The organism is Streptomyces sp. HNM0575 (assembly GCF_012726265.1).
Taxonomy (GTDB): Bacteria; Actinomycetota; Actinomycetes; order Streptomycetales; family Streptomycetaceae; genus Streptomyces.
Genome location: NZ_JAASAG010000013.1, coordinates 23881 through 45176 on the forward strand (window position 1 = coordinate 23881; position 21296 = coordinate 45176).

The window sequence follows — 21296 nt, forward strand, 5'->3', positions numbered from 1 at the left end:
GATCCGGCCACGGCGGCAGCCGATTACCGCGGGCGCGGGGGCCGTCGACGGGCGGCGGCGGTCGACGGCGATCAGGCAGCGATCAGGCAGCCGTCAGGCGGCGATCAGACGGCGGTCACACAGCAGTCACGCAGCGGCCCGTTCGCCGAGGGGCCGGCGGCGCAGGCCCGGCTCCCGGAGGGCGGGCGGCAGGTAAGCCTGGTCGAGCGTTCCGACGTCGGTGCCGGGCGGGACGATCTCGTCGATCCGGTCGAGCACGTCGTCGGTGAGCGGCACGTCCGCGCCGGCGAGAAGGTCGTCGAGGTGATCCATCGTGCGAGGCCCGACGATCGCGCTGGTCACACCCGGGTGCGCGATCGCGAAGCCCATGGCGAGGTGGGTCAGCGGCATGCCCGCCTCCTCGGCGAGCGAGACGAACCGCTCGACGGCGTCGACACGGCGCTCGTCATTGAGGTGCCTGAAGAAGCCGGCGCGGCGCAGCTCGTTCTGCTTGCCCTTGCGTACGCGCCCGGTGAGCAGGCCCTGCCCGAGCGGTCCCCACACCAGCGCGCCCATCCCGTAGCGCTGCGCGACCGGCAGCACCTCGCGTTCGGCACCGCGGTCGAGCAGCGAGTACGGCGGCTGCTCGGTGCGGAACCGTTCCAGACCGCGCCGCTCCGCGACCCATTGGGCCTCGACGATGTCGGACGCCGGCATCGTGGACGTCCCGATCGCACGGACCTTCCCGCTGTGGATCAGGCCGGAGAGCGCGGAGAGGGTCTCCTCGACGTCCGTGGCGGGGTCGGGCCGGTGGATCTGGTAGAGGTCGATGTGGTCGGTCCGTAGGCGGCGCAGTGAGTTCTCGACCGCGGTCACGATCCAACGCCGCGAGGCGCCCTGCCGGTTGGGGTCGTCGCCCATCGGACGGCTCACCTTGGTCGCGAGGACGACGTTCTCCCGGCGCCCCTTGAGCGCCTTGCCGACGACCTCTTCGGAGTCGCCGTAGGCGTCGGCGGTGTCGATGAGGTTGATCCCCGCGTCCAGCGCCTTGTGGATGATACGCGCCGAATCGTCGGGGTCGGGGTTGCCGGCGGACGTGGCGAACATCAAGGCGCCGAGCGCCAGGGGGCTGACCTTGATGCCGGTCCGCCCGAGCGTGCGGTACTGCATGTGAAATGCCCTTCCGTGCAAGAGAATCCGGACGACTTGAGGCGCGGAGAGACCCGCCGTGCGGCGCGGGCGGCTTCCGTACCGGTGCGTACCGGTGCGTACCGGTGCGTACCGGTGCGGCGTGCGGGACGCGGGCGCCACGGGCACCGCAGACACCGCAGGCACCCGCCTCGACCGCAGCCGTCGCGTCATACCTGCGGGACGCCGACGGCCCCCGAGCCGATGCCGACGGTCCGCCGGGCCGTTCTCCAGCGTGCGCCGTGGCGGGCACCGGCGGGAGAGGCGCCCTTATCCGGGGACCGCCGGTCCCTGGCTGCGTACCGCGTCGAGGGCCAAGGTGGAGATGTGGACAGAACCGAACTGGCCGACTTCCTGCGCCACTGCCGCAGCCGCGTCACTCCCGCCGACGTGGGGCTGCCGCGGGGTGCGCGGCGCCGTACCCCGGGGCTGCGGCGCGAGGAGGTGGCGCAGCTGGCGGCCGTGTCCACCGACCACTACACGCGGCTGGAGCAGGCCAGGGGCTCGCGACCGTCCCGCCAGATGCTCGCCGCCGTCGCGCGCGCCCTGCGGCTGACCCGCGACGAACGAGACCACCTGTTCCACCTGGCCGGCGAGGAGCCCCCGCGGAACCGTCCGGCCACCGAGCACGTACGCCCCGGCCTGCTCCTCGTTCTCGACCGGCTGACCGACACCCCGGCCCAGGTGGTGAGCGACCGCGGTGACGTACTCGCGCAGAACGCGATGGCCAAGGCGCTCCACGGCGACGCCTCGGCCCGCCCGGAGGCCCGAACGCAACGTCGTCTGGCGCTACTTCACGGACCCGGCCGCGCGTGAGCTCTTCCCGGTCGAGGACCGTGACCGCGCAGCCCGTACGGCAGTCGCGGATCTGCGCGCCACGCTCGCCCGCCGCCCGGACGACGCGCGGCTGGCCGGGCTCGTACGCCGGCTCCGCGCACGAAGCGACGAGTTCTCAGCGCTGTGGGACACCCACGACGTCGCGGTGCGCCGCAGCGGCGTCAAGCGCTTCCAGCACCCGGACGTCGGCCTGCTGGAGCTGGACTGCGAGGTGCTGCTGAGTCCGGAACACGACCAGCGGCTGATCGTCTACACCGCCCGCCCGGGCGGCGAATCCCACGAGCGGCTGGAGCTGTTGCGCGTGGTCGGGCTCCAGGACCTGACCCGCGGCTGAACCCCCGCGCCGGGGCATCGCGGACCTCTCGTTATCAACCACAGCGGCGACCGGTTCGCGTGCACGTGGCTCATGGTGGAGCGCTTCCGTCGTGGGGCGGGGCGGGCATCCGGAGGGCGAGGATGGCGATGTCGTCGTGGCCGTCGCCCGGGTGCCGGTCGGCGAGGATCCGGCACAGCTCGCCCAGCGGGAGGCGGGCGCTGCGTTCGGCGATCGCGGCCAGGGAGGCCAGGCCCACGTCGAGGTTCTGGTCGGGCCGTTCGACCAGCCCGTCGGTGAACAGGACCACCGTGGTGCCCTCGGGCAGGGAGCGGACGGCGTCGAGGCGGGGCCGGGCGGGGTCGACACCGAGCGGCAGGCCGGGATCGGTGTGCAGGTATTCGGCCGCCCCCGCGGGGGTGAGCAGCAGCGGTGGAGGATGCCCTGCGCTGCTCCACAGCAGCCGCCAGGCGTCACCGCCAGGCTCGATGCGGGCCACGCAGGCTGTGGTCACCGGGCTCTCGTTGATCGCGCGCAGTGTCCGGTCGAGCCTGGTCAGCACCGAACCCGGCGTGGCGGGCCGGTCGTAGAGCAAGGCGCGGAGCATGTTGCGGATCTGCGCCATGGCGGCCGCGGCTTGCAGGCTGTGCCCGGCGACGTCGCCGATCACGGCACCGACGGCCCCGCCGGGCAGTGGTACGGCGTCGTACCAGTCGCCGCCCAGCTTCTCGGCGACGGCGGCGGGCCGGTAGACGGCGGCCGTCTCGAAGGGTGCCAGGTCGGGCAGCTTCGGCAGCAGGAGCCGCTGGAAGCGTTCGGCTTCCCGCTCGGCGTGCCATTGGCGCGTCACGTCCCGCAGCGAGACGACGCGGAGCAGCTCACCGTGCGCGGTGGCCGCGGCGGTGCGCATCTCGACGACTCTGACGCCGCCCCCGGGCTGGGTCAGCTCCACATGTGTCGACTCGCCTGCGACGACCGGGGAAACCGAACGGCGCGTGCAGCACATCCCGGGTGGGGCGGTCGAAGAGCTCTGTCGCAGCCGGATTGACCAGCTGGACGATCCCCTGATCGTCCACGGCGATGATCCCGTCAGCGGAGGCGGAGACGACCAGGTCACCGAGGTCGCGTTCGGGCCCGCCGCTCCCCGCGCCGGGGTCGCCGCCCTCGCCCTGGGGCGGGGTGCGCTCAGACGTCATCACCGGTGAAACCGGACCCCGGCCGGTCCATGCCGACGGAGTCCGGACTGTCGAGGAGGACGACCGGGTCGCCCACGTGCATGCCGTCTGCGTCGATGGTGACGTTGCGCACGGCCTCGTCGTGGGCGGAGGCGCGGTTTTGCAGGACGGCCACTGCGCGCTGGATCGTCCCGGCCGTCTGGTAATACCGCAACGCGATGGTCACGTCGGTGAGACTGCTCAGTTCGCGCGCGATCGATGGCGTCTGCTCAGCTGCGAAGCGGCTGATGGGGGCCGAGGTGAGAAGCGTGGTGATGCTGCGCTGGCGGACGACCGCGCCCAGCGCGATCACCAGGTCGAGCAGCGCCCGCGGCGTGCCGATGCGTTCCAGCGCGGACAGGGAGTCGATGGCCACGCGCTGGGGCTGGAATTCCACCACGGCCCGTCTGATCCGGATGAAGTAGTCCTCCAGGGAGGCCATCTCCGGGTAGTCACAAACCAGGTACAGCAGGCCGCGTTCTTCCATGTCCGCCAGGTCGATTCCCCAGCCGGCGGAGCCGCGCAGCACCTGCGCGCGGGTCTCGTCGAAGGTGAACGCCAAGCAGCGCTCCCCCGCTGCGGCACCGGCCTCGAGGAACTTCAGAGTGCTCAGCGTCTTGCCGATCCCGGATGGCCCGGACAGCAGGACGACCGCGTCCTGATAGAAGCCGCCGCCGCACATCTCATCCAGTCCCGGGATGCCGGAGGAGACGCGGTTGGTGGAGGAGGGCCCGGGCGCGCTACCGAGGAAGGCGAGGGGGATGACGACGAACCCGTCGCTCGGGTCGATGGTGAACAGCCATTCCCCTGTGCGGTGCATGGCGCCGCGGAACTTCACGACCTCGACGGTTCGGCGCCGCCGTTCCGCAACCAGCACATTGCGCAGGATGATCACGTTGTCGGCGACGAATTCTTCGACGTAGTACCGGGACACGCCGTCGTACTCGCTGTTCCGCTCGGCTGTGATGATCGAGGTGACACCGAGCGCTTTCAGTGCGGACGTGAGCCGGTGGATCTCCCGGCGGATGACCCCGGTGTCGGCGAACCGGGCGAACACGGCCCCCAGCGAATCCAGCACCACCCGGGTGGCGCCGGTCCGGCGGACCGCGTGCTCGATGCGGGCCGTCAGCGCGCCGAAATCGTAGGCTCCGATGACGAAGCGTTCCTCACTCTCGCTGTAGCCGGCGTCGACGAACGCCCACTTCCCTTCGGCTTCCCACTGCTCGATCCAGAAGCCCAGCGAGGCGAAGTTGCGGCGAATCTCCTCCGGCGCCTCCTCGAACGTGACGAACACTCCCGGCTGGTCGTACTTCGTGATCCCGCGGGCGAGGAACTCCGTCGCAAAGATCGTCTTACCGCTGCCGGTCGTGCCGGTGAGCAGGGTCGGCCTGCCCGTCGGCACGCCGCCCATGGCCACCTGGTCGAACCCGTTGATCCCGGTGGGAATCCGTCCGATCGATTCGGCGCCGGCCACCGCCCGCTTCCTCTCGGCGTCAGGCACCGCCCGCCTCCTTCTCCTTGCGGATTTCCTGAAGCTCGCCCGGCAGGCCAAGCGCGTTCGCGACCCTCGGTGGGTCGGACAGGTCCCCGATCACCCGCAGCTGCGGAAGCGGCAGAAGCCTGATCACGGTCGGCGTGGCCAGGATCCGCTGCTCCTCCGCGAGCCCGGGCCGCGCCACCACGTCCACCACTTCCAACTCGTAGCGGCCCGGCAGCAGCGCCTCGACCAGTGCCCGCAGATTCGCCTCGGCAGCGCTGGACCGCTCCGACTCCCCGGCCACGAACAGGCGGAACGCGTAACCCGTCACCAGTGCGCCCCCTCCGGTCCCGCGCAACGCGAAGTTGCGCCTGCCCGGGCACCGCGACCCGCGTCCCGGCCCCCGCCTCCCCGCATCGCCGTGACGTCCATCAAGGCACCTGCCCTTGCCAGTCCGGGTAGCACCCGGGAGGTCCGCCAGAAAGCCACACCGCACAGCCCGTACCGAGGCAGGCGTCCAAGCCCTGCCCACAGACGGCCGTACGGTCCGTGCCGCCGGGCCGAGGGGCTGCCCTCCCACCATCACCGGGCATGCCGCCGGGCGCGCCCAGGACGGGGCCGTACGGGTGCCGTGGGCACTGTCGTCCGGGAACGAACCCCCAGGTCGTACATACGCGGCGGATGTGGCCGAGGTGCTGGAGAGCGCACTGGACGAGGACGTCCGAGCGCCGGACTAATCAGCCACGTCGACGCCGAACTGCTCCGCGAGCCCGTGCAGCCCGTGGCCGTATCCCTGGCCCACGGCCCGGAACCGCCACAGCGGACCACGGCGGTAGATCTCAGCGAGGATCATCGTGCGTTCGGTGGTCGCGGCGTCCAGAACGGCCTGGGCCAGCGGAGCCGCGCTGCTGCTCGGCCCTGTGGTGACTTGAACGGCCCCGACATCGCCGAAGGTGGCTGCGCCGTCGATTGCGGCGGCGATCACCACCTTGCGCGCAGCCGGCGGCAGTGCCGGGAGACTGCTGACGATCGTCTGTTCGCTGGGCCCGTCGGAGAGAAGCCGAACTGTCCCGTCCGGGCTTTCCGGCGCCCCGTAGAAGACGAAGTTCTCATCGCGTGAGACCTGGTCGTCTTCATCGAGGATGAAGGCGACCAGGTCCACCTCGCAGGTGTCCTGCCGGGCCCAACTGCCGGTCACCGTCCAGAAGGGCATGCTGAACGGATACGGGAGGTCGACGACCCCTCCTCTGGGCAGCACCAGAGGAGACCGGCGGAACCTTGCCCCGCTCACCGACTCGACGACGGGCGCCTTGAGCCAGTCGGAGCCGTGCGTCGGGACGTTCAATGCGGCGATCCGGCGCATGCGGCGATCTGCGTCTCCGCCGGCGAGAGAGACCACGTCCGTGACGCCGGCGGAGAAGTTGATCGCTGCCGCCCCGCCCATCTCCACCACCCGTGCACGTGCAGCCGCAGCCGTTGGGTGGGTCCCTCCCAGAATGAGGACGCGGCGACCAGCGAGAGGCCGGTCTTGTGTTCCCAACTCGCCTGCCCCGGTGGGTCGTCGGCGCGCCTCCTCGGACACGCTCGCGGCCGGCACCGGCGCGTGCTCCTCGCCCGGAGGGGCCGGCGTCGGCTCTTGCCGAGCAGGTCCGACAGCAGCCTGCTGATCGTGCCGCGTCCCGGGCTGTACCTCCTCCAGCAACCGCAAGAAGGTGGACTCGTCGATCACCGGCACGCCCTCTGCCCGCGCGCGCAGGGCCTTGGCGGAGTCTGACCTCTGGTCGTTGGTCACCAGAACGCTGGTATGGCGGCTGACGCTGGTCATCACGTTCAGGCCGGCAGCAACAGCCCTGGCGACCAACTCCGGGCGCGATGCGGAGGTATCACCTGTCACGGCCACCTTCATGCCCTGCGTCAGCAGACCGGCGGGGGACAGCCGGCCGGGGTTTGTGAACTCGCACGGCGTCTTCGGCGGCTGCGGCACGAACTGTGCGTCCTGCCTGGGCGGACAGGCGACCAACGGCAAGGGGACGCCGAGCCTCGCGGCTTCCTGGAGCGAGCCCTTGAACATCCCGGCGAGTACACGTGTGTCGTCGAGGGCTTCGTGCGCCCGCAACTGCCGTATCCCGTAGTGCGCTGCCAGCGTTCCGAGGCGCAGATCGTTTGTGGGCGGATCCATCTGACGGTTCAGGGCGAGGGTGCACAGCCGCTGCGAGACAGGCAGCCACGACCGCGCACGGGCGAACTCGTGCGCCAGGAAGTCATAGTCGAACTGGGCGTTGTGCGCGACGAACACCCGGTTTCGAAGCATGGGCGCGACGCGCTCGACGATCTGCTCGAACCTGGGCGCACCCCGCAAGCGTCCCGCCGTCAGCCCGTGTACGCGCACCGGCCCTGGATCGCACCCGGGGTTGAGCAAGGTTGAGAACTCGTCGGACTGCGTGCCGTCGGCGTCGACAGTCACGACGGCTATGGACAGCACCCTGTGCTGACGCGGGATCAACCCGGAGGTCTCGACGTCCACCAGGGCCCAATCGTGGGCGTAGGACGGCGAGTTCGACGCATCAACGGACACAGCGGGAAGGCTCATGCAGAAGAACTAACCGAGAACTATTGAGACTTCAACCCACATGTCTCATTTAAGCATTACCTACGCCGTGCCCCCGGAGTCCCGACACTCTGGGGGCACCGGGGCACCCTCGTTTCAGGCCGCTTGCCCCTTCAGCACGGCAACCTCCCGAGCCCGCTGGGTCAATTCACGCACGGCCCGCACCCTGCCGTACGGGCGCACGCGGCGCCGCATCGTGTCGAAGTGCTCGTCACCCCGTGACGTCCTCAGCTGCACGTAGTCGTCCAGGAAGGCGTTCCACGTCGCACACGCGGCATCCAGGTGCCCTAGCTCGAACTGCCGTTGCGCAAGGACGGCGTTGGAGTGCACGCGCCCCTGCCGTTGCTGCTTCGGTTGAAGCCGCAGGGATTCCTGCATGGCCGCGATTGAACCGGCGAGGTCGTTGAGTTCGTAAAGCACATGTGCGACGTGGAATTGATAGGAACTCGAGGAGTATCCGCCAATGGCATCCTGCCGACCATCCGCCTTCGAAAGCGCCGTCTCGGCCTCACGCAGTCGAGCCATGGCCTTGTGACGACTGCCGGTCATCGACTCGGCGTGCGCCTGCTGTCCCGCCAGGAACGCGCGCAGCCGGGGCCCCGCCTTGGGTGAGGCTTCGGCTGCGGAGTCCGCCAGTTCCAGCGCCTTCCTACCGTGGCCCAGGTGGGAGGCTTGCAAGCTCATGCCCCGCAGGGTGCGGCAGTAGGTGATGTGGTCCTCGGCGGCGCCGGCGAGTTTCAGCGCCTTCACGTAGTAACGCTGCCCGAGCGCGTGTCGGCGCTCGTACATCGCCATCCACCCGGTGAGATACACGAGGTCGGACGCGGCGGCGAGCATGTCCTTCCGTACAGCCTCGGTCGCGGTGGCCTTCAGATACGGCGCCACGGTGTTGACCAGGAAAGCCGCAGCCATGGGCCGGGCGTGCCCGCCGCCGAGTTCGTCGAGGATGTCGGCGACCTTCTCCGTCATGGACCGTACTGTCGCCACCTCCCCTTCGCCGATGCGGGCAACGCGAGACGTTGCGGCAGTCGCCGACCGACCGAGCACTTCGTCAAATCCGGGGATCGGGAGAGCGGCCGAATACACACCGGCAGCGAGCACGCTTCGGCGCGATGGGTCCATGTCCTGCCTTCCGACGTCGAGGAGTTCGGCAACAGTGTCACCGTCGCTCCCAGTGACGTCGGAACCTTCAGGGGCCAGACCGGCTTCCGCGAGGGTCACCGGCCGTTTCAGCCTGCGCGACAGCGCTTCGATGATGAAGGGCCTGACCTGAGACTTCGGCATGGTGCCGCCGACCCAATGGGATACGGCGGTCTGGTCGTACCGCAGGGACATGCCAGCCTCAGCGCCGGTTCTGTTCACGGCTGAGGCCATCTGTGTCCGCGACCATCCTGCCTGGTCAAGCAAGTGGGCCAGCGCGGAGTTACGGGTGCGTGCCATTCCAACTCCCGACAGCTTTCATGGCGTTCATGCATTGCCCTCCCTCCAACGCTACCCGTCTCGTAGCTCTGAGGAGTTATCTCGTCGCAGGCGATTACATGGACGAGGCGAGGAATCGTGATGACTACGGGCATGGGCTCCTGGGCTCCACCTGCTGGGCTCGACGCCGAACTCACGGCGACCGGCGTCCACTTCGACGCGCTTCGACTGCCCGCTTACCTCGGGGGTCGGGTCCGCGCCATACTCGGCAAGCGCTGCGGCGCCGTCGTCCGAGATCCGTACGGGCATTACCTGTACTTCCTCTCAGAGCGGGGGGCCGCCGCCGATTGGCGCATCCCTGAAGCAGCGTGCGCGAAGCTGCTGGGCAAAGGCTGCTGGATCGTCGTTCCCCCATCGCACCGGGTCCAGGCCGGTGACCTTCGCTGGATCAGCAACCCCACCGAGGGACGACTGCGAACTCCCGCCCGCTGCTTGCGCGATGCTCTGGATTGCGCCCAACTGTGAGGACTGGCTGATGTCCGCGAAGTGCGCCACTGCGGCGGGAAGTTGGAAGACCTCGGCGGAGGCGTCCGACGCTGCAAGAGCTGCCGCACGGCGACGACCCGCAAGTGACCCAAGACCCCCGCCCCGGGGAAACCTCATGCGGCTCCGGGGCGGGATGCACAGGAGTACAACCGACACAGGGAGGAAGAAGATGCTCACATGCCCGACTGCCGCCGACAGTGGCGGCAAGCACGGAGGCCAGCCCTCCGACAAGCCGTGGACTCCGCCACCCGAGCCTCCGTCACCCGACGGTGGCGGTCCCAGCAACAGCGGGGTCGGCGCCTGATATGAGCAGCACCGCCCAGGAGCACCCGGGGCAGGCCGCGCTCGTTGGCCTGCTGGGCGGGCGCGGCCTCCTGACCCCGGAGTGGCGCAAGGTGTGGGAGCAGGTGCCGCGGGAGAACTTCATCCCGCCGCACATCTGGAGGCAAGGCCCGCAGCGCTGCGAGCCGGTCGTACGGGACTATGACCGAAGCGCGCTGATCTACAGTGACCGGCCCGTGGTGACGCAGGTGGATGACGGCAGGCCTGACGGGCCCGCCGTTGCGACATCCTCGAACTCGATGCCGTCGATGGTCGCGAAGATGCTGCACCTGCTCGACGTGCGAGACGGTGACAAGGTGCTGGAGATCGGCACCGCAACCGGTTACGTGGCGGCGCTGCTGTGCGAGCGCCTGAGCGATGAGCAGGTGTTCACGATCGAAGTAGACCCAGCCCTGGCCACGTTGGCGCGTGAGGCCCTGGACGCGGCCGGGTACGAACCCACAGTGGTGTGCGCCGACGGAGAGCAGGGCTGGCCGGACGCAGCTCCGTACGACCGGCTGATTGCTACGTGCGCGTTCCGACACATCCCGCCGACGCTGCCAGAGCAAGTGAGACCGAGTGGCGTGATCGTGGCGCCGTTGGCCCGCGACTTCTGGTCGGGCGCGTTGGTGCAGTTGATCGTGCAGGACGACGGCACCGCATCCGGGTTCTTCTGCGGCGGCGCCTCGTACATGCCGATGAAGTCGCACCGGGCCCCGGCTGCCGTTCCGGTGGATCAGGACTCGGCACGCTCGTACGAAAGCGCGCTCGATCCGCGGGAGTTGCTGACGCTCGGGTTCGCCCTGTACGGCGGAGCCCGGCTACCGGACCTCAAGCTCGTGCACGCTGTGCAGGGAGACAGCGAGGACACGACGCGTGTGTGGCTGATGGACCGGCACGGCTCTGGGGCCATCGCCGACGTGGGTGAGCCCGTCGTGCAGTTCGGGCCGCGGGACCTGTGGCGCGAGGTGGAAGCAACGCACGGAGAGTATGTCGATCTCGGCCGACCCGAGTCGGAGCAGTTCGGACTGACCGTCAGCCCGGAAGGCCACCAGGTGTGGCTCGGTGGGCCAGACCAGGTGATCCGACCGATTACGTGAGACCAGCTCCGGCTGAGGTCGGCCTTCGGTCGCGTCGGAGATGCCCTCAACGACAGCAACGACGAGGACGAAGACGGCGACCCCCGGCGCGGCTCTGCAGTCGTCTGAAGCGTTGATCAGTGGCGGTTGCTGTCAATCACTGCTGTCAACGGCATAAGCAAAGGCTCCTTGGATGATTCCAAGGAGCCTTTGACCTGCTGCGCGCTCGGCAGGATTCGAACCTGCAACCTTCTGATCCGTAGTCAGATGCTCTATCCGTTAAGCTACGAGCGCTTTACGCGGGGGCTGTTGATCAACCCTGCGATGTTGCGGGAACAACAGTACATGAACGGTGCCCAGAGGCGAAATCTGTTAGCCGTACACGGGCTGACCTGCACAAAGGGGCTTCGGAAGGCTTCGTGGAGTATTCGCCGGAACGGGGTCCGGGAGGGCCCGGACACACGAAACCCCGGCCCTGAGAGCCGGGGTTCGGCGATCTTGGAGATCGGCTGCGGTCTCGGAAGACCGGAAGCGGAGGCTGAGGGATTTGAACCCTCGATCAGGGGGTTACCCCGAAACCGCATTAGCAGTGCGGCGCCATAGACCAGACTAGGCGAAGCCTCCCCGCACATCCGCCGCTTGACGGAGAAGTGCGTGCTGATGATGGCACAGCCCCGTGGGCTGTCTCCAATCGGGCCCTACCGTACTCGGTCCCGGTGCCGACCGGCAAAGCGATTCGCAGGCACCGGACGGCCGTGACCGGGAATGATCCGGGCCCGCCGATCACGACCGCTGATCCACGACCGCTGCTCCACGACCGCTGATCCACTGCGCCGGGAAGTTCCGGAGGGGAATCCGGAGGGGATGGGGAGACGTGGCGCACAAAGTGGGTCCCGGTGCATGGGGCCCGTGGCGCCGGGCAAGCGTGGATCGGCCCTCGTCCAGGGGTCTCTTGTGCGCTCCGCACAGCACCGGCCGTCTGATCGGGCGCTCGCCGTAGACTCCCCTCTGGTGGCACGCCCGGGGTCAGCGGCACACTGGCAGCCGTGACCGGTGGTACAGGACCGGGCGACCGGTCACCCGCATCGTGGTCAGCAGGGAGGAATTTCCGTCGTGAGCAGGCCATCCCGAGGCGCTGCTCGTCTCGCCGCCATACTCGACGCGCTGCCCGATGCGTTGCTGCTGGTCAACTGCAACGGCACGGTGGTGAACGCCAACACCATCGCGCTCGAAGCGTTCGAGGCCCCCGGCACCGCCCTGGTGGGACGAGGGCTGCTCGATCTGCTGCCCGAGTTCGACTCGAAGCGGATCCCGGGTTCGATGCGCAGGCCGGACGAGGCCGCCGCCGAGCTCGAGGAGCGCCAGCGGCCGACCCGCATGGTGGCGAGGCGCACCGACGGCAGCGAGTTCTACGTCGAGGTCACGAGCGCGAACCTGGAGGACGGGCGTACGCCCTATGCCTCCGCCTTCGAGGCCGCCTTCGCGGATCACGGTCCCGGCACGGGGAACTCCTACACGGGCGACGAGTTGCTGATGCTCGTCGTGCGCGATCTCACCGGCACGCTCGACACCGAGGCCGAACTCGCCCGCCAGCAGCGGCAGACGGAGATGATCCTGCGCGCCGCGTCCGAGGGCGTCATGGGCGTGGACACCGAGGGCGTGATCGTCCTCGTCAATCCGGCGGCGGCGCAGATCCTCGGCTACCGGGCGGGCGAGCTGGGCGGCCAAGAGCTGCACTCGCTGCTGCTGCACTCGCGGCCGGACGGCAACGCCCTGCCGTTCGAGGAGACCACGCTCAGCGACACCCTCAAGTCGGGGCGCAAGCACCGGGTGCGCGCGGGCACGGTGCTGTGGGCGAAGGACGGCCGGGCGGTGCCCGTCGACATCACGACGGCGCCCGTGCGCGACGGCGAGCAGCTGGTCGGCGCGGTCGTGACGTTCAGCGACCGGCGGGCGCAGGAGTCGCTTGCCGCGCGGCACGAGCAGCTGCTGGCCGTGCTCCAGGACTCGCTGCGCGGGCCGCTGGACCAGCTGCGGGACGAGCTGTCGGGGCTGGCCGCGGACCCGGCGGGCCAGCTGTGGCCGGAGGCGAACCAGATCCTGCACCACCTGGCGGCCGGCTACGCACGCATGACGACGCTCGTGGACAACGTGCTGGGCTATCAGCGCCTCGACGCGGGCCGCGAGAAGCTGCGGCTGGAGATGACGTCGCTGGACTCGGTCGTGGCGAACGGCGTCGAGGGCGCGGTGGAACTGATCGGGCCGGGGCGCGCGCAGTTCGCGGTGCACGCGCCGCCCATCGAGGCGGAGGTCGACGGCGAGCGGCTGACGACGGCGCTGGCGCATCTGATCGCGGACGTCGCGGGCGTGGACGCGACGGGCAACGCTCCCGTCGTCACGCCGGGTCTGGACACCACGATCGTGGTCGCCGCGGCCCAGCGCGGCGACGTCGTACGGATCGAGGTGCGCGGGCCGTACAGCGGGGGCGATCCGGTGCATCTGCCGATCGTCCGGGGCACCGTGGAGCGGCACGGCGGAGTGCTTCAGACGCATGAGGTGCCGGGCGCGGGCGGGAGCGCGTACGTACTGGAGGTGCCGCTCAAGGCGGACGGCGACGCCGCTGCGGACGCCGCCGGAGCCGCGGGCGGCGAGCGGGCCGCGGGCGCCGGGGAGACGGCGCCCGGGACCGGGCAGCAGCGGGGACGCGAAGGCCGCGAGAACGAGACGACGGTGATGCCGGTGCCCGCGCAGCCCGTGCGCGGTACGGAGGCACCCGCCGGGGCGCAGGCGGGGCCCGCCGGGGCGTGGACCGGTACCGGCGACGTCTCCGGGGCGGTGCCCGCCGCGGGGATTCCCGACCAGTTCCAGGCACGGCATGCGCAGGGGCAGGTGCCGGCGCACGCACCCGTACCCGCGCCCGCACCCGTGGAGCAGGAGCAGCAGCCGGAGCAGCTGCCGGGGCCCGTGCAGGAGGAACAGGCGACCGCTCCGACGGGGCGTCGCCGTGGGCGTCCCAGCCCGGCCGAGGCGCAGGTTCACCAGGAGCAGCAGGCACAACAGCAGGCCCAGCAGCCGCAGCAGACGGCCGTGGCGCGGAGCGGGGAGGCGCTGGAGCTGCCGCCCGCGGCGGCGGACGCGGCAGGGGCGACGGTTCCGCAGCAGGCGGGCGCGGGGCGCCGGTCGAGGCGTGCGCTGGCGTCGCCGTCGCAGGGTGCGGAGGCCGAAGAGGCCGCGGGCGCGCCGCAGTTGCCCGCACAGCCGCAGCCGCAGGCGCAGGCACAGCAGCCGCAGGCAGAAGCACAGCCGGGTACGGGACGGAGAGGACGCCGCCCCGCGCAGCCGGAGCCCGCTCAGCAGGCACAGCCCGGTCAGCAGCCACAGCCCGTACCGCAGGCGCAGCCCGTGGCGGGCGACGACGGCGCGGCCGCGCAGCCCGGCGGGCGCAGGGCTCGCAGGCTGGCGCAAGCGCAGGCGCAGGGCGAACCGGCGCCGCAGGGCGTCCAGTTCGCGGCGCCGCCGGGTCAGCCGCAGCCCGCCGAGGCACAGCAGGCAGGGCAGAACGGCGCGCAGCCCCAGGCGGCGCCCGCACAGCCCGCACAGCCCGCACAGCAGAACGGTGCGCAGCCCCGACCGGTACCGGCACAGCCCGTACCGGCACAGCCCGCACCGCCCCAACCCGTACCGCCACAGCCCGCACCGCCACAGCAGATGCCGGGCCAGATGCCCGCGCAGCAGGGCGCACAGCCGCAGCCCGCACAGCCGCAGCCCGGGCAGGAGGCGGAGCAGGCGGCACAGGCCGTGCCGCCGCAGCCCGCCGAGGCACCGCAGCAGGCGGACCCGCAGGCGGAGGAGCAGGCCGAGCCGCAGGCCGTGGAGCACTCGGTGGTCGCCGCGAGCCCCATCCTGGGCGGCGGTCCCCTGCCGCAAAACCTTCCGCAGCCGCGCGGACTGCCGATGCCCGGAGCGCCGACCGCGGAGGAGCAGGCCTCGTACGAGACCGGGGCGCACCGTGTGCAGACGCTCGGGCAGGGCGTCCCGGTGACGCCGGGGATGACGGAGCGGCCGGGCGGGCCGCAGTCGTACGGGCACTCGGCCGCGCACGCGCCGACGCCCTCGCCCGCGGCGCCGCAGCGTCAGGCGCACGCTCCCGCGCCGGCGACGGCCATACCGTCCACTCCCTCGACGCCGCCCGGCTCCGGCAGGCGCCGGAAGCTGGCGCAGCCCGCGCAGGAGGGCGGCCCCGCCCCGAGCCGTCCCGGCGGTCGCAAGGCACAGGCGCAGGGCCGCACGGCTCCCGCGCCGGGGCACGCCCCGGGCAACGGGCAGGGCTCGGGCGCTCCCGGTCCCAGCGGCCCCGGCGGCCCCGGCTCCGGACCCCCGCCCCCCGCCCGGGAGTTCACCATCGGCGCACCGGCGGCCGACGGCGCCGAGGGCCCCGAGCCGCTGGACGGGCCGAACAGTCCGGTCGAGATGAGCGACGGCCGCGGGGTGCCCGTACCGCCGCAGCCCGCCGACGACGAACTGCCGCCCGAGCCGCTGGACAATCCGCGGCGGCTGCTGGTGTGGCCCGAGCCGGACCCCTCGACCCAGCAGGCGCTCTCCGAGCACGGCTACCGGCCCGTCATCGTGCACTCGCGCGAAGAGGTCGACGCGCAGGTCTCGGCGTATCCCGCCGCGCTCTTCGTCGACCCGCTCACCGGCCCGATCACCCGGACCGCGCTCCAGTCGCTGCGTACGGCGGCGGTCGCGGCCGAGGTTCCCGTGATGGTCACCTCGGGGCTGGGGCAGGCGACCCGGGAGGCGGCGTACGGCGCCGATCCGGCGGTGCTCCTCAAGGCACTCGCACCGCGCGACAGCGAGCAGCACCCTCCGCGCGTACTGCTGGTCGAGGAGCGCCCGCCGATCGCGGGCGCGATGGCGGCGTCGCTGGAGCGGCGCGGCATCCAGGTCGCGCACGCGCAGACGGACGAGGCGGCGGTGAACGTCGCGGCGCAGATGCGGCCCAACCTCGTGGTGATGGACCTGATGCAGGTGCGTACGCGGCGTGCCGGAATCATCGACTGGCTGCGGGTGAACGGGCTGCTGAGCAGCACGCCGTTCGTCGTCTACACGTCGGACAGCATGAACCCCGCGGATCTGCCGAGGCTGGCGACGGGCGAGACGGTGCTCTTCCTCGCCGAGCGTTCGACGAGCCAGGAGGTGCAGCAGCGCATCGTGGACATGCTGACCAAGATCGGCACCAACTGAGCCGTACGGCCGGGAAGTTGATCTTCGCGCGTTGACCGCCCATCACGGGCCGGGTCGGGTACCCGGCCGTCGCGTACGGGCCGTCGCGTACCGGCGGTGGCACACGGTCGCCGGCGCACGGGGCGGCGGCGCACGCGTGGTCGCGGGCGGACCGCCGGGCCCGGCCCTCTCGGGGGTCCGGCGGTCCGCCGCCTCCTCACGGCCGTGCGGCGGGCGGCCCGCTCACAGCTGCGTGACGTCCAGCTCCCCCGCCGCGTACTGGCCGCGCAGCACCTTCTTGTCGAACTTCCCGACGCTCGTCTTCGGCACCGCCGGGATGATCGCCCAGCGTTCCGGCAGCTGCCATCGTGCGATCCGCTCGGCGAGGAAGGCGCGCAACTCCTCGTAGCCCACGGCCTCCGCGTCCTCCTTGAGCACGACGGTCGCCAGCGGCCGCTCGCCCCACTTCTCGTCCGGCACGGCCACGACCGCCGCCTCGGCGACGGCTTCGTGCGCCATGAGCGCGTTCTCCAGCTCCACGGACGAGATCCACTCGCCGCCGGACTTGATGACGTCCTTGGCGCGGTCGGTCAGCGTCAGATAGCCGTTCGGGGTGATCACTCCGACGTCGCCGGTGCGCAGCCAGCCGTCGGGGCTGAACTTGTCCTCGGGGCGCAGCGGTTCGGCGTCCGTACCGCCGTAGTAGGCGTTCGTGATCCACGGGCCGCGCACCTCCAGCTCGCCCGGCGACCGCCCGTCCCACGGCGCGAACGTGCCGTCAGGCGCGGCGAGCCTGGCCTCGACGGAGGCGGGGAAGCGGCCCTGGCTGATCCGGTACGGCCACTCGTCCTCGGGGCTGAGCCCGGCCGGCGGGTGGGCGAAGCTGCCCAGCGGCGAGGTCTCCGTCATGCCCCAGGCGTGACAGACGCGCACGCCGTGGTCCTCCTCGAAGGCCCGCATCATCGCGGGCGGGCAGGCGGAGCCGCCTATGGTGACCAGCCGCAGGCACGATATGTCGCGCGGCTTCTCGGCGAGTTCGGTCAGCAGGCCCTGCCAGATGGTGGGGACGGCGGCGGCGTACGTGGGGCGCTCGGCGTCGATCATCTCGGCGAGCGGACCGGGCTGGAGGAAGCGGTCGGGCATCAGCAGGCCGACGCCGGTCATGAACGTCGCGTGCGGCAGGCCCCAGGCGTTGACGTGGAACATCGGCACCACGGGCAGCGCGGTGTCCGCGTCGGTGAGGCCCATCGACTGCGTCATGTTGACCTGCATGCTGTGCAGATACATCGAGCGGTGGGAGAAGACGACGCCCTTCGGGTCGCCGGTGGTGCCGGACGTGTAGCACATGGCGGCGGCGGCGCGCTCGTCCAGCTCGGGCCAGTCGTAGACGGCGGGTCGGCCTTCGAGCAACTGCTCGTAGTCGTGCACGGACTGGCGGCAGCCCGCGAGCACCGAGGTGTCGCCGGGGCCCGAGACGACTATGTGCTCGACCGACTCCAGCGAGGGCAGCAGCGGAGCGAGCAGCGGCAGCAGCGAGCCGTCGACCACGATCACCCGGTCCGCGGCGTGGTTGACGATCCACACCAACTGGTCCGTGGGAAGGCGCAGGTTGAGGGTGTGCAGTATCGCGCCCATGGAGGGGACGGCGAAGTACGCCTCGACGTGCTCGGCGTTGTTCCACATCAGGGTGCCGACGCGGTCGTCGCGGACCACTCCCAGCTCGTCGCGGAGCGCGTGGGCGAGCCGCGCCGCGCGCTCGCCCGTCTCCCCGAAGGTCTGCCTCCTCGGCTCGCCCTCCCCCGTCCACGTGGTGATCCGCGAGTCGGCATGAACGGTCGAACCGTGTCGGAGGATGCGCGAAACGAGCAGGGGTACGTCCTGCATTGTGCTCTGCATCGGGGGAGCCTCCCGGGGCCGGTTACGCCTGGGTAATCGTGGCGCCGATTCTGCGTCCGTACCGGCCGGTATGTCACTACCCCGTCCACGATTCGGCGCGGGCCCCGTGCTCCCCGTCCGGTCCGCGTCAGGCTCCCCCGTACCCTCCCCGTACTCCCCCGCGCTCCCTGTCCGGCGCCGGCCCGCGCCGCGGCTATGCGGCGGTCAGCTCCTCGCCCGCCGGTCTCGCGCGGGCGCCGTCCGGGGCGCCGCCGAGCACGTCCGAGGCGAGCTGCGGGTCCTCGCGGAGCTTCACCAGCGCCCTCGACACGGCGCTCTTGACCGTACCGACCGAGACCCCCAGCACCGCCGCCGTCTGCGCCTCGCTCAGATCCTCGTAGAAGCGCAGCACCACCATCGCGCGCTGCCGCGCGGGCAGCTTCAGCACGGCATGCCACAGGGCGTCGCGGACGGCCTGCGCCTCCGCGGGGTCCGGGCCCTGCTGTGGCTCGGGCTCGGGCAGTTCGTCGCACACGAACTCGTCGACGCGGCGCTTGCGCCACTGCGAAGTGCGGGTGTTCAGCAGCGCCTTGCGTACGTAGCCGTCGAGCGCGCGGTGGTCCTCGATGCGCTCCCAGGCCAGATATGTCTTGGCGAGCGCCGTCTGGAGCAGGTCCTCGGCGTCGCAGCGGTTGGCGGTCAGGGAGCGCGCGGTGCGCAGCAGCACCGGCCCGCGGGCCCGTACGTACGACGTGAACGTCGGCGGCGTCACGGGCGCCACAGGCCTCACAGGCGTTACGGCCGTAGAGGCGGTCCGGGCGCTCCCGGCTGTCCCAGGCGTGGTCATGGCTCAACGCTAGAAGCGGGCGCCCGGCAGCGGATCGCCCAGAGGTCCCGAAGACTCCTCCCCCTTTGGGGGGAGAGGGCGCGCGGGCCCCACCTACGTAGGGTGGACCCGGCGTTGCGGGGGATCAGGGTGGCGCCGGGGGCCGCGTCCGGGTCGCCCGCGCCTCTCCCCCGCCCTTGAGACCACCCCCTCTTCCCCTCTCCCCGTCCTCTCCTCGGCTTCCCCTGCGCCCGGCACCGTCGGGGGACGGCCGCCGGGCGTGGGGGCTCGTGCGGGTAAGGAGTCAGGGGACGACGGCGACGGGGGCGTCCACCAGGTTGCGGTCGATGCTCAGCCGGTGACCGCCGTACGTCCGCGTCACGTTGCCGTCGTACTGGTGGATGCGGCGGTGCGGGCGCCAGGCGTCACTCGCGATGTACGAGGTGGCGTACACGGAGGGCGCGGTCCTCCACTGCGCGAACCACAGCGCCTCCGGCAGGTCCTTCCGGCCTGCCTTGCGTGCGCCGTCCATGTGCTCGATGCCGGAGTCGGCACTGCTGTAGAAGCCGGGGCGGTATCCGGCGGCGCGCACCGCCCGGTCCCAGCCCTGGACGAAGCGCAGGGTGGTGGCGGCGCATTGGACCGAGGAGTTGTCGTAGGACTCCATGTCGAGATAGACGGCGCTGTGCTTCGCCATTCCCAGCCGCTTGGCCGCGGCGACGGCGTCGCGGCCCTCGCGCAGCCCGCGTTGTGTGGGCGCCTTGTGACTCATGGCGTACCGGCGCTTATTCGGGGACTCGACGCAGGGCGACTGCGATCCGACGTAAACGGGCAGCAGTCTCCAGCCCATGCTGTCCACGGCCGACACCCAGGAGGCGGTCAGATTGGGCTCGTTGGGGCAGGCGCGGGCGCGGCCGCCGATGTAGACGCCGACCGCGCCGAACGGTGACGTGCCGTCCCAGGCGCGCATCGTCGCGGACGACGGGGTGTGGCAGGTGTCGAAGGCCTGCCCGTGGAAGGTCTCGCCGCCGGACGACGCCGGGGAATCCGGCGCGGACGGTGCGGCGGCCGGCGAAGTGCCGGGGGCAGTGGCCGAGGCGCGGCCGGCGTCGGCACCTGTGAACGCGGCGAGCACGGTGAGGGAGGCGAAAGAGACGGCAGCTCTGCGAATGATGTGATTCTTATGCCACATGGAGCCGAGTGAAGAGGCTCCCGTCGGAGGCGAAGCTCAGGCTCGCCGCGCACCGGGGCCTTTCGCCCGTCCGGTCCGCCGGTGTTGCGGGGGCGCCGTGCGCGTGCCGACGGCGGCGGTGCGGCCGTCGGGCCGGCAGGTCTGCCGCGACTCGGTGTCCTCGGCCCCCGGCGCCGGGAACCCCGGGCGCCCGGCTCCTCCGTGTCAGCCTTATCCGCCGTGTTCAGCCGTATCAGCCTTATCCGCCGTATCAGCCGTGCTCGTCGACGCAGCGGCTGCCGAGTGCCTTGAGCTTGGCCTGGTCGACATACCCCTTCGTGCGGGTGCCGGCGACGTGGCCGTAGTCGCGGAAGCGGTACGGGCGTCCCGCGGGCGCCCTGTCGAGACGGAAGACGTCGTCGGCGTGCACGTCTCCGATGTCGTTGCGGCCGGCGTCGAGGATGTCGCCGTCCTCGATCACCCGGTACACGCGGGTCGTACGGCAACTCGGGCCGTCGGCGGGCCTGTCGGCCGTCATGTTCGTGTCCTTGCCCGTGTCCGCGGGACCGCCGGAGGTCTGCGCGCCCACCACCGCGAACGTCCCGGCGCAGACCGCAGCCGCCGCGGCCAGCGCACCCAGTCCGGCGGGCGAGCGGAGCACCGCGGCCAGGCGGGCCCGGCGGGCAGGCCATGCGGAGCCCGCGGGGCCCGCGGGGGTGTTCGCACCGGCGGGCGTGCGCATGGACGCGGGTCCTCCCGCAGGTCCTCCCGCGACGCCGCCCGTGCTCGCGGCCCCCTCGTCCTGCTGCTCGGACCTCCTGCCGCGCTCGGCCGCTTCCGCCGCCTCCTGGCGCAGCCTGCCCAGCCGCTGCCGCTCCCTGGGGGTCAGTCCGGCCAGCTCGCACAGGGCCGCGAAGGTGTCCGCCGGCATGACCTCCTGGCCGTTGAGGTAGCGAGAGACCGGCGACTTGGTGAGGTGCAGCGCCTCGGCCAGCCCGCGCTGGTTCAGCTCCGTCCTGTCACGGAAGACGGCGCGCAGCTGCTCGGTGAACTCCCTGACGGGCCCGTCCAGTTCGGGCGGCAGCGGTTTCAGCGGGCGTCTGCCTGGCTCGGACACGTCCCTGCCTCCCTCGTCGACGTCCCTCATCGCAGGTCGGCGGCCTGCGCGTCTCCCGGCGTCCCTCGTCGCGCGCCGCCCGTGGCGGTGCCGGGGACGG

General features: G+C 71.4%; 13 protein-coding genes, 2 tRNA genes and 1 pseudogene. 4 read left to right on the forward strand and 12 right to left on the reverse strand.

From position 1 onward, the window contains the following. Positions 1-126: 126 nt before the first annotated feature. Positions 127-1149, reverse strand: coding sequence for an aldo/keto reductase (locus tag HCC61_RS26675; protein ID WP_169139741.1), 1023 nt, complete (start codon positions 1147-1149; stop codon positions 127-129). Between the two features lie 345 nt (positions 1150-1494). Here HCC61_RS26675 and HCC61_RS26680 point away from each other — a divergent pair. After that, positions 1495-2338, forward strand: a pseudogene (locus HCC61_RS26680) (helix-turn-helix transcriptional regulator). Between the two features lie 70 nt (positions 2339-2408). On the opposite strand, the gene HCC61_RS26685 reads toward HCC61_RS26680, so the two are convergent. The 5 genes from HCC61_RS26685 to HCC61_RS26705 all read right to left on the reverse strand — a co-directional run bounded on the left by HCC61_RS26685 (position 2409) and on the right by HCC61_RS26705 (position 9056). Further along, positions 2409-3227, reverse strand: coding sequence for a PP2C family protein-serine/threonine phosphatase (locus tag HCC61_RS26685; RefSeq protein ID WP_346777398.1), 819 nt, complete (start codon positions 3225-3227; stop codon positions 2409-2411). 275 nt (positions 3228-3502) lie between these two features. Next, positions 3503-5032, reverse strand: a complete 1530-nt coding sequence (gene kaiC, locus HCC61_RS26690; RefSeq protein ID WP_169139745.1) for a circadian clock protein KaiC — start codon at positions 5030-5032, stop codon at positions 3503-3505. After that, on the reverse strand, positions 5025-5339 hold the full coding sequence (locus tag HCC61_RS31575; protein WP_206323060.1) for a circadian clock KaiB family protein: 315 nt from the start codon (positions 5337-5339) through the stop codon (positions 5025-5027). The genes kaiC and HCC61_RS31575 overlap by 8 nt, the downstream gene beginning before the upstream one ends. Positions 5340-5741: 402 nt before the next feature. Beyond that, positions 5742-7598, reverse strand: a complete 1857-nt coding sequence (locus HCC61_RS26700) for a TerD family protein (RefSeq protein ID WP_169139749.1) — start codon at positions 7596-7598, stop codon at positions 5742-5744. A gap of 114 nt (positions 7599-7712) precedes the next feature. Further along, positions 7713-9056, reverse strand: coding sequence for a hypothetical protein (locus HCC61_RS26705; protein WP_169139751.1), 1344 nt, complete (start codon positions 9054-9056; stop codon positions 7713-7715). Between the two features lie 120 nt (positions 9057-9176). On the opposite strand from HCC61_RS26705, the gene HCC61_RS26710 reads away from it, so the two are divergent. Together HCC61_RS26710 and HCC61_RS26715 are read left to right on the forward strand one after the other, a co-directional pair. Next, positions 9177-9560, forward strand: coding sequence for a hypothetical protein (locus HCC61_RS26710; protein ID WP_169139753.1), 384 nt, complete (start codon positions 9177-9179; stop codon positions 9558-9560). Between the two features lie 326 nt (positions 9561-9886). Next, positions 9887-11002, forward strand: coding sequence for a methyltransferase domain-containing protein (locus HCC61_RS26715; RefSeq protein ID WP_169139755.1), 1116 nt, complete (start codon positions 9887-9889; stop codon positions 11000-11002). A gap of 200 nt (positions 11003-11202) precedes the next feature. Here the strand turns inward: HCC61_RS26715 and HCC61_RS26720 are convergent. Together HCC61_RS26720 and HCC61_RS26725 are read right to left on the reverse strand one after the other, a co-directional pair. Further along, a tRNA-Arg gene (locus tag HCC61_RS26720) sits at positions 11203-11275 on the reverse strand. Positions 11276-11513: 238 nt separating this feature from the next. Next, positions 11514-11605: transfer RNA gene (locus HCC61_RS26725), tRNA-Ser, on the reverse strand. Positions 11606-12094: 489 nt separating this feature from the next. On the opposite strand from HCC61_RS26725, the gene HCC61_RS26730 reads away from it, so the two are divergent. Next, a complete protein-coding gene (locus HCC61_RS26730; RefSeq protein ID WP_346777399.1) occupies positions 12095-16228 on the forward strand; it encodes a PAS domain-containing protein in 4134 nt (1377 codons plus the stop codon). A 222-nt stretch (positions 16229-16450) separates the two neighbouring features. On the opposite strand, the gene HCC61_RS26735 is transcribed toward HCC61_RS26730, so the two are convergent. The 4 genes from HCC61_RS26735 to HCC61_RS26750 form a co-directional block, all read right to left on the reverse strand. Next, complete coding sequence (locus HCC61_RS26735) at positions 16451-18103, reverse strand: long-chain fatty acid--CoA ligase (protein WP_169139757.1); 1653 nt, start codon at positions 18101-18103, stop codon at positions 16451-16453. A 193-nt stretch (positions 18104-18296) separates the two neighbouring features. Next, the gene (locus HCC61_RS26740) at positions 18297-18929 is read right to left on the reverse strand and encodes a SigE family RNA polymerase sigma factor (protein ID WP_169139759.1); all 633 of its coding nucleotides are present in this window, start codon (positions 18927-18929) and stop codon (positions 18297-18299) included. A 283-nt stretch (positions 18930-19212) separates the two neighbouring features. Next, a complete protein-coding gene (locus HCC61_RS26745) occupies positions 19213-20100 on the reverse strand; it encodes a glycoside hydrolase domain-containing protein (RefSeq protein WP_169139761.1) in 888 nt (295 codons plus the stop codon). A gap of 250 nt (positions 20101-20350) precedes the next feature. Next, positions 20351-21196: a helix-turn-helix transcriptional regulator gene (locus HCC61_RS26750; RefSeq protein ID WP_169139763.1), complete on the reverse strand. Its 846-nt coding sequence runs from the start codon at positions 21194-21196 to the stop codon at positions 20351-20353. Positions 21197-21296 lie beyond the last annotated feature (100 nt).

What these genes read in the sequence shown, in the direction of transcription:
- HCC61_RS26675 (WP_169139741.1), bottom strand. Translation starts at nt 1,149, where the DNA reads ATGCAGTACCGCACGCTCGGGCGGACCGGCATCAAGGTCAGCCCCCTG.
- HCC61_RS26685 (WP_346777398.1), bottom strand. Translation starts at nt 3,227, where the DNA reads ATGCGCACCGCCGCGGCCACCGCGCACGGTGAGCTGCTCCGCGTCGTC.
- HCC61_RS26700 (WP_169139749.1), bottom strand. Translation starts at nt 7,598, where the DNA reads ATGAGCCTTCCCGCTGTGTCCGTTGATGCGTCGAACTCGCCGTCCTAC.
- HCC61_RS26705 (WP_169139751.1), bottom strand. Translation starts at nt 9,056, where the DNA reads ATGGCACGCACCCGTAACTCCGCGCTGGCCCACTTGCTTGACCAGGCA.
- HCC61_RS26710 (WP_169139753.1), top strand. Translation starts at nt 9,177, where the DNA reads ATGACTACGGGCATGGGCTCCTGGGCTCCACCTGCTGGGCTCGACGCC.
- HCC61_RS26715 (WP_169139755.1), top strand. Translation starts at nt 9,887, where the DNA reads ATGAGCAGCACCGCCCAGGAGCACCCGGGGCAGGCCGCGCTCGTTGGC.
- HCC61_RS26735 (WP_169139757.1), bottom strand. Translation starts at nt 18,103, where the DNA reads ATGCAGAGCACAATGCAGGACGTACCCCTGCTCGTTTCGCGCATCCTC.
- HCC61_RS26740 (WP_169139759.1), bottom strand. Translation starts at nt 18,929, where the DNA reads ATGACCACGCCTGGGACAGCCGGGAGCGCCCGGACCGCCTCTACGGCC.
- HCC61_RS26745 (WP_169139761.1), bottom strand. Translation starts at nt 20,100, where the DNA reads ATGTGGCATAAGAATCACATCATTCGCAGAGCTGCCGTCTCTTTCGCC.